The 7,342-nt window shown below is 69.1% G+C and carries 5 protein-coding genes and 1 tRNA gene; 4 read left to right on the top strand and 2 right to left on the bottom strand.

Translation table 11 applies throughout. The features are described 5' to 3' along the window. On the bottom strand, positions 1–705 hold a 705-nt coding region (locus IWC96_RS00345), incomplete at its 3' end, for a hypothetical protein (protein WP_196838156.1). Positions 706–916: 211 nt separating this feature from the next. Between IWC96_RS00345 and IWC96_RS00340 the strand changes: the two genes are divergently transcribed. Beyond that, a complete protein-coding gene (locus tag IWC96_RS00340) occupies positions 917–1,726 on the top strand; it encodes an AraC family transcriptional regulator (protein WP_045318938.1) in 810 nt (269 codons plus the stop codon). Positions 1,727–1,770: 44 nt separating this feature from the next. Continuing rightward, positions 1,771–2,538, top strand: coding sequence for a CPBP family intramembrane glutamic endopeptidase (locus tag IWC96_RS00335; protein ID WP_196838155.1), 768 nt, complete (start codon positions 1,771–1,773; stop codon positions 2,536–2,538). Between the two features lie 27 nt (positions 2,539–2,565). On the opposite strand, the gene IWC96_RS00330 is transcribed toward IWC96_RS00335, so the two are convergent. Beyond that, entirely contained in the window at positions 2,566–5,196 is a 2,631-nt protein-coding gene (locus tag IWC96_RS00330; RefSeq protein ID WP_196838154.1) for a glycoside hydrolase family 3 protein, read from the bottom strand. A 248-nt stretch (positions 5,197–5,444) separates the two neighbouring features. On the opposite strand from IWC96_RS00330, the gene IWC96_RS00325 reads away from it, so the two are divergent. After that, positions 5,445–5,531 (top strand) — tRNA-Leu (locus IWC96_RS00325). A 192-nt stretch (positions 5,532–5,723) separates the two neighbouring features. After that, positions 5,724–7,139, top strand: coding sequence for a magnesium transporter (gene mgtE / locus IWC96_RS00320; RefSeq protein ID WP_196838153.1), 1,416 nt, complete (start codon positions 5,724–5,726; stop codon positions 7,137–7,139). Positions 7,140–7,342: the final 203 nt, after the last annotated feature.

Raw genomic sequence — 7,342 nt, 5'->3', positions numbered from 1 at the left:
GGCGTCCGGTGGTGGGTCGTCGGCGGGGGGTGGTTGGTGAGACTCCGGAGCGGAAAAACAGTGCAACAGGGGTGCAACGTCCCCACCCAGGGCGGCGGTCTCCGCCTGACGGGCGGCGGCGGCCAGATGGGTGGTCAGGCGCACCAGATCGTGCGTGGGGTCCGGTTCGGGCGCGGACGGCGAGGGCGGTTCGGGTTCGGGCGTGCGGGGCTCGGGATCGGAAAAACAGTGCAATGGCCGTGCAACGTCTTCTTCCCCGGCGGCGCTTTCGGCCGCCTCGCGGGCCTCGATCTCGGTGAAGGGCACGAGGGGCTTGAGCTCCTTGTAGAGACGCAGCCAGCCGCGGGCCTGGATCAGCTGCCCGGCGGCCACGGCGGCCTGGACGTGGGACCAGCATGTGTCGACCATCTGCGAGGTGGTGAGGGGCGTCCCCGATGGCGCCTGCGGCGCTTCGGGGATGACAAGGGGGTCGTCCTGCGCCGGCGGCGCCGGGTCGGGCGCGAGGGAGGGGGCGGGCTGGTCGGCGCGGCGCCAGCCCTCCTTGCGGGCGCGCCAGCGGAAGGTGCGCAGGCTGAGGCCGTGGCGCTCGCAGACCTCGGGCGCGCCGCCCCCGGCCAGATAGTCGGCCTTGGCGGCGGCCCAGCGGGCGCGGGCTTTTGCGGTGTCGAAGACGGGCGGGCTGTCAGGCAGATATCGAATGGACATCCCGCCAGTGTGAGGCGCCCCCGGGCGCGGCGGTGAAAAAGGCCGAATTTCGAGGACCGGGCCTTGTTTCACAAGGGATTGGCCGTCGGAAATGCGGGATTAACAAGCGGTAAGTGGACGCGGAGGCGATTGCCCGTCTTCTCTTTCAGCGGTGGCGCGGCGCCCGGTCCGAACAGCGGATAGGGTCTCCACGATGATGAGGGATCGGCGGATGGCGGCGGGTGCGGACAATTGGGTGTTCAGGTCGTCCGGCGGCATCGACCGTCTGGAGGCGCGGTTCACCGGCGTCGCCTTCGCACCGCATCGACACGACACCTATGCGATCGGGATCACCGTGGCCGGGGTTCAGACCTTCGACTATCGGGGCGCGTCGCGCCATTCGCTGCCCGGCCAGATCGTCGTGCTGCATCCGGACGAACTCCACGACGGGCGCGCGGGCGACGGCCTCCCGTTTCAGTACAAGACCGCCTATGTGGCGCCGGCCGATATCCAGAGGGTTCTTGATGGCCGCCCGCTTCCGTTCATCAAGGGCGACGTATCGGACGATCCGGGGCTTCACCGCGTGGTCTGTGAACTGCTGGACGATCTCGACAGCCCCATGGAGGATCTTGAGCGCGAGCAGGCGATCACGGATCTGACGGCGGCCTTGTCGCAGGCGTCCGGCGCGGACCTGCCGACCGGGGTTCAGAACCACGCCGCCGTGCTGCGGGCGCGCGATTTCATCGAGGCGAATCTGGATCGCGCCCCGACGCTCGCCGATCTGGAACAGGCCGCGCACTATGATCGCTGGCGGCTTTCGCGTGATTTTCGGGCCCTGCTGGGCGCAAGTCCCTACCGCTATCTGATCTTCCGACGGCTCGACCGGGCGCGCGGGATGATGAGCCGGGGCGCAGGGCTCGCCCAGGTGGCCCAGGCCGCCGGATTTGCCGACCAGAGCCATTTCACCCGGCATTTCAAGAAGACCTACGGCATGACGCCGAGAATCTGGGCCGCCATGCACAGACGTTCAAGATCAGCCTGAACCGCGTGGTCTATCCCGGCCTGTCCCGACACCGGAGCCTGGCCATGACCGACGAGATCAATCCCGCAGAACAGCGCGGGGCCCTCCAGCCGGAGGGGCCGGAAAGCACGAAGGCCATGATAGGCCGGCGCAGGGCCGCCGCCGAGCTGGCGGCGTTCGGCGCGCTGGCGCTGATCCTTCGCATCGCCTTTGACCCGCTGTTCTGGCGGTTCGCCGGGCCTGTGTCGCTGATCGCGACCCTGGTCTGCCTGGCGATTTATCTGCGCCGAAGGGGGGAGGGATGGTCATCGGTCGGCCTGATCCCGCTCAGGGGCGTCAAGGCCAAGCTGCTGGTCCTGCCGCAAGCCCTGCTGGTGTTCGGCTTTTTCGCCGCCGCCGTCACGGTCGTCCTGTACGGCGGAGAAGCGCTCGGCTGGACGTTCCTGAAAACCGTTCCCGAGGGCGTCGGGGATCGCTGGGGCGACGTCGAAGGCAGCTTGCCCATGCTCCTGCTATGGCTCGGGATTGTCTGGACCGCGGCCGCGTTCGGGGAAGAGATGTTTTTTCGCGGCTTTCTGGTGACCCGCGCCCTGGCGCTGTTCCGTGGCGTGCCCCTCGCCCCCGTATTCGCCGTTCTGATCCCGGCCCTGTTGTTCGGACTCGGGCATTTCTACTATCAGGGCCTGCGCGGGCTGGTGACGACGGCGGCCATCGGCATCGCGTTCGGCGCCGCGTTCCTGCTGTTGAAGCGCAACCTCTGGCCCATCGTGCTCGTCCACGGCGTCGTCGATACGATCAACTTCATCGTGTTGTATCTGGGGGCGGACGCCTGAGTTTCGCCCGGCGCACCCGCGCGTGTCTTACTCCGGCAGGATTGCGGTGGTGGTCACGGTCAGACTTCCAGCCTCGCCCGGAGCGAGGCCGCCGGGCTGGCCTCCGCCGATCCACAGCTCGACGGGGCCGGGCAGAATCCGTCGCACGCCGCGGTCGTCCACCGTGCTGAGGCTGCGCGGGTCCAGGGTGAAGGCGACGCGGCGCTGTTCGCCCGGGGCCAGGGACACCCGCCGGGCGCCGGCGAGCGCGCGCAGGGGCGCCCCTTCGATGCCCGGGCGGCTGATGTAGAGCTGCACGATCTCGTCGCCGGCCCGATCGCCGGCGTTGGCGACGACGACGCTGACTTCAACCGCTTCATCGGCGCGGATGTCGCCGGGGCTCGCCTGAACCCCGCTGTAGGCGAAGCGGGTGTAGGAGAGGCCGTGGCCGAACGGATACAGAACCGGCCCGTCAAAGTAGCGGTAGGTCCGGTTTTCCATGCTGTAGTCGGTGAAGGCCGGCAGGTCGTCTTTGGAGCGATAGAAGGTGACCGGCAGCCGCCCGGAGGGATTGACGTCGCCCGCCAGAATGCGGGCCACCGCATCACCCCCCTGACCCCCCGGATACCAGGCTTCCAGAATCGCGGGGAGATTGCGGTCCGCCCAGTTGACGCTCAGGGCGCTGCCGTTGACCAGCACGAGGATCACGGGCTTGCCGGTGGCGTGAAGCCGCTCCAGCATGGCTTGCTGCGGCGCCGGAAGGTCCAGGCTTGTCCGGTCTCCGCCCGAGAAGCCGGGTGTGGACAGCGGGAGCTCCTCGCCCTCCAGCTGAGCCGTCAGGCCGCCGACGAAAATGACCAGGTCTGCGTTGCGCGCCGCCGCCTCGGCCCGGGCGCCGCCGGGATCGGACGGCGGACTCCAGAGCAGCCGCTCCTCGCCCCGGGTGGTGCGCTGGAACGCCTCGACGCGCAGACGATAGGTCTGCCCGCGCCTCAGGCGGACCGTGCCGGCGACGATGGCGGGGCGCCAGTCCACATTCCATGCGTCCACCACGGGCGCATCGTCGATGAAGACCCGGTAGCCGCCGTCGGCGGCGTAGCGGAAGACGTAGTCGCCGTCCTCCGGCGCCGTAAGCCACGCCGTGTAGCGGACCGCGCCGCTGCGCAGGATCCCTTCCCATGTCTGTTCGACCGAACCGGCATGGTCGGTCGAAACCGGCGATCCCTCGAAGGCGCGGTCGCTGAAGTGCTCGACGCGGACGCCCGGGGCGCTGCAGGCGGCGTCGAGGCACAGCACGTCGCCTGGCAAGGGCTCGAGCGCCCGATCGATCAGCCCGGCGCCTTCCACATAGGTCACCTCGGCCTGGGGCCAGCGTCGACGCACGCCGTCCAGGATGGTCACCGGCTGTGACGGATCACCGTTGTAGTTGCCCACGAGGGCCGCGAGGCTGTCTGCGTTCGGCCCGATGACGGCGATGCGGCCGGGGTTGTCTCCCAGCGGCAGCAGGCCGTCGTTCCTGAGCAGGACGATGCCGCGCTCGGCGGCGGTCCGGGCCAGTGCGCGCCCTTCGGCGGTGTCGAAGTCGGCCGCCGTGATGGACGGGAACACGCGCGACGGCTCGTCGAACTGGCCCAACTGCATCCGCGCGGTGAACAGGCGCACCAGGGCCCGGTCGATCACCGCCTCGTCCAGCAGGCCGTCCCGCACCGCCCGCACGATGGCCTCGCCGTCCTCCGCCCCGCCGCAGATCAGGTCCATGCCGGCGTTGAAGGCGACGGCGACCGCCTGTTCCGGCGTGGGGACGTAGGCGTGTCGATCCGCGGCATGGATGTCGAGCACCGCGCCGCAGTCGGAGACCACGAAGCCGTCGAAGCCCCAGGCCTCGCGCAGATAGTGGGTCAGGAGGGGCTCATTGGCGCAGGCGGGCGCGCCGTCCACGGCGTTGTAGGCGCACATCATCGAGCGGGCCCCGCCCTCCATCACCGCCGCGCGGAAGGCGGGCAGGTAGGTGTCCGCCAGATCGCGGGCGCTGGGGAGGATGTCGTCCCGGTGGCGGCTCGCCTCCGGACCGGAGTGAACGGCGAAATGCTTCGGGGTCGCGATGGTGAGGGCGTAGTCGGGGTCATCCCCCTGCAGGCCCTGCACGAAGGCGACGCCGAGACGGGCGGTCAGATAGGGGTCTTCCCCATAGGTTTCCTGGCCCCGGCCCCAGCGCGGATCACGGAAGATGTTGATGTTGGGGGACCAGACGGTCAGCCCCTCGAACCAGTCCGAGCCGCCGAAGCGATGGCGGGCGTCCAGATATTTGGCGCGGAACTCGACGCCGATGTGCGCCGCCACCCGGCGCACGAACGGCTCGTCGAAGGTGGCGGCGAGACCGATGGCCTGGGGAAAGACCGTGGCGTAGCCCGCCGCCGCCACGCCGTGCAGGCCCTCGTTCCACCAGTTGTACTCGCGGATGTTCAGCCGGGGGATGGCGGGCGCGTCGTTGAGCACCTGATACGCCTTCTCCTCCAGCGTCATCCTTGCGACCAGGTCGGCGGCGCGCGCTTCCGCCGGCAAGCCATGGTCCTGGTAAGCAGGCCGCTGGGCCCCCGGAAGCTGGGCCTGACCGACGCCCGGCCACGCCAGCACCCCGATGACGGCGACCGCCGCAGCGGCGGACGCAACTCCAGACATGACTTGGCGCACCTCAAACCTCCCGACCATCCTATTTGTCTGACTATTGCGCGTCCGGGCCGCTCTGGCCAGCCTCGCCTGCCGGAGCCCGCCCGCCGGAAGCGGCGGCCACCAAATTCACCCACATCCGACCCGCTGCGCGGGGGCCCTTTGCCTTGAGGGGAGGCGAAGTGGGGAGAATGGGTTGCTGTTGCGAACGGCCCTTTCCTTTCGGGTCATCCTCGGCTATTGCCCCCGCTCCGATGCGAGCGGTCGTGGCGGAATTGGTAGACGCGCAGCGTTGAGGTCGCTGTTCCCTAACCGGAGTGGAAGTTCGAGTCTTCTCGACCGCACCATCACCTCAAGAGCCGAGTGATCGGCTCCTGGTCCCATATCCGTCATTCCCGGCCTGCGCCGGGACTTCGTGATCGCGGGGACAAGCCCGGCGATGACGGGTAGGGTGGGGGTTCGTATCGGCGGATCAGCCGCTTGCAGGGTTTGCCCCGAAGCCGACCACAGGACTGACCTGCTGAAAGGGGAGGACGCTCGTGACCATTGACGACGTGCGCGAAGCCCCGGCCGGTCCTGACCCCGAACACGACGAAGACGAACACCTGGGCGAGGACTACGCCCTGACGGCCGCCTTCGTGGAGAAGGTGATCGACGCGGCCGACGCCGGGGACGGCGAGCGTCTGCGCGATCTGCTGGAAGACCTGCACCCCGCCGACATCGCCGACCTGATGGGCTTCCTGACGTCCGAGCACCGCTCGGTGCTGGTGCTGTGGCTGTCGCCCCACGTGCTGGCGGAGGTGCTGCCCGAACTGGACGACAGCATCCGCGAGCAGGTGCTGGAGCGGCTGCCCTCGGGCGCCCTGGCCGAGGCGCTGCAGGAACTGGATTCCGACGACGCCGCTGCGGTGGTGGAGGAGATGGAGGACGACCAGCGCCGCGCGGTGCTGGCCGCCATGCCCGAACAGGACCGGGCCGCCATCGAGAGCTCGCTGGGCTACGAAGAGGACACCGCCGGGCGCCTGATGCAGCGCGAGGTGATGGCGGCGCCCGAGTTCTGGAGCGTGGGCGACACCATCGACCACCTGCGGGCCCAGGGCGAGGACCTGCCCGAGCTGTTCTTCGACATCTATGTGGTGGACCCCCAGTACCGGCCCGTGGGCGGGGTGGCGGTGAGCCGCCTGCTGCGCTCGGCGCGGGAGGTGAAGCTGTCCGCCCTGATGGAGCCGGTCAACGAGATCGAGGTGCACCAGGACCAGGAAGAGGTGGCCTACATCTTCGAGAAGTACCACCTGATCTCGGCCCCGGTGGTGGACGTGGGCGGGCGGCTGGTGGGCCAGATCACCGTCGATGACATCGTCAACATCATCCAGGAAGAGAACCGCGAGGACATCCTGCGTCTGGCCGGCGTGTCCGACGAGGGCCGCGACGCCAGCGTCATGGGCGTGGTGCGCTCGCGCATTCCCTGGCTGATCATCAATCTGGGCACGGCGGTGGCCGCCTCGCTGGTGATCGGGGCGTTCGCCGAGGAGATCGAGGCGCTGGTGGCCCTGGCCATACTGATGCCCATCGTGGCCTCCATCGGCGGCAACGCCGGGGTCCAGGCCATGACCGTGGCGGTGCGCTCGCTGGCGGCGCGCGAGCTGTCGGCGGCCAATGCGGTGCGCATCGTGCGGCGCGAGGTGGTGGTGGGGTTCCTGAACGGGGCGGCCATCGCGGTGCTGCTGGCGGCCATCGCGGCGGTGTGGTTCGGCATGCCGATGCTGAGTCTGGTGATCGGGCTGGCGGTGACCATCAATCTGGTGGCCGCGGCCCTGGCGGGGGCGCTGATCCCCATGATCCTGGAGCGGCTGGACCGCGACCCGGCGGTGGCCTCTCCGGTCTTCGTGACATGGATCACCGATACGGTGGGCTTCTTCACCTTCCTGGGACTGGCCGGGCTGATCCTTCTGTAGGGCGGCATCGTCATCACCGGGCCTGTCCCGGTGATCCATACGCCCTGAACCGACGGGGTGCGCCGGGACGGTTTGAACATCCGGGCTTTTGACGGATCCGGCGAGGGTATGGATGGCCGGGACAAGCCCGGCCATGACGAACAAAAAAATGTGCGCTCTTCCATGCAGGATGCACCGGGCGGTGGGCGGCCCGGAGCTTGCTG

The organism is Brevundimonas sp. BAL450, from assembly GCF_015767455.1.
In the GTDB taxonomy this organism is placed as follows: Bacteria; Pseudomonadota; Alphaproteobacteria; order Caulobacterales; family Caulobacteraceae; genus Brevundimonas; species Brevundimonas abyssalis.
The sequence above is the reverse complement of the archived record's forward strand: the minus strand, read 5'-3'. Positions and strand labels throughout refer to the sequence as shown.

Excerpts from the sequence above, each read along its gene's own strand:
- IWC96_RS00340 (WP_045318938.1), top strand. The coding sequence starts at position 917 with ATGGCGGCGGGTGCGGACAATTGGGTGTTCAGGTCGTCCGGCGGCATC.
- IWC96_RS00335 (WP_196838155.1), top strand. The coding sequence starts at position 1,771 with ATGACCGACGAGATCAATCCCGCAGAACAGCGCGGGGCCCTCCAGCCG.
- IWC96_RS00330 (WP_196838154.1), bottom strand. The coding sequence starts at position 5,196 with ATGTCTGGAGTTGCGTCCGCCGCTGCGGCGGTCGCCGTCATCGGGGTG.